The 857-nt window shown below is 50.2% G+C and carries 1 protein-coding gene; it reads right to left on the bottom strand.

The window, feature by feature from the left end; translation table 11 throughout:
- Positions 1 to 35 precede the first annotated feature (35 nt).
- Positions 36 to 857 (bottom strand): IS3 family transposase (locus T9A_RS16510; RefSeq protein ID WP_084573543.1); only part of this gene is annotated, 822 nt, incomplete at its 5' end.

Raw genomic sequence — 857 nt, 5'->3', positions numbered from 1 at the left:
GTGATCTTCACCCGATAAAACGGACATATGATTATTTACTCTGCCATTCCTTCATACTCCATTGGCGAACAATGGCCAATTCCCGAGTGCAGGCGCTTCCTGTTGTAATATTGGTTTATGTATCCACTCAGAGCATAGCGTAGCTCTGAAGCACTTTGGAATGATCGACCTCTCAATAGCTCACCTTTCAATGTATGAAAGAACGACTCCATATGAGCATTATCCGTGAATTGACCAGGCCGGTTAAGGCTGTGAGAAATACCATGCCGTTTTAGGGCCGACTGATAATCAGCGCCACGGTATTCAATCCCCCGATCTGTGTGGATCATCAGTCCTGCTTCCGGTTCACGCTTGCGCAACGCACTTACCAGTGTCTTCCTTGTCGTTGCCGCTGTCCGGGATACATTAAGGCTCCACCCCACAATCCGGCGAGAATAAAGATCCATCACTGCTGACAGGTAATGCCACTGGTCCTTAACCTTAAGGTATGTGACATCTGCCACCCAGACCTTATTCATGGCCTTCGGCACACCACCATCCGGTCTCAAATTTTCCCCAGCAGCGATAAAGCGCTTCAAGCCGGGCTGACGACGGGTGACCTTTACCACTCTAGCGACCAGGCCGTTCTCACGCATCAATCTCGCCACTCGCTTTTGACCAATGGCAAAACCCTGCTTTTGAAGCGCCTTGAAAATACGAGGGCTGCCGTAACGGCCATCGTTGGCGTCATAAATTGCTTTAATTCGTTTCGCCAACTCCGCATCTTCTATATCACGCTCACATGGCTGACGCTTACACCAGTCGTAATAGCCACTACGTGACACGCCCAGCCACTCACAAAGTGCCTGCACTCCTAG

The sequence above is a fragment of the Alcanivorax jadensis T9 genome (genome assembly GCF_000756655.1).
GTDB lineage: Bacteria > Pseudomonadota > Gammaproteobacteria > Pseudomonadales > Alcanivoracaceae > Alcanivorax > Alcanivorax jadensis.
This window is presented reverse-complemented; position numbering and strand designations above follow the sequence as displayed.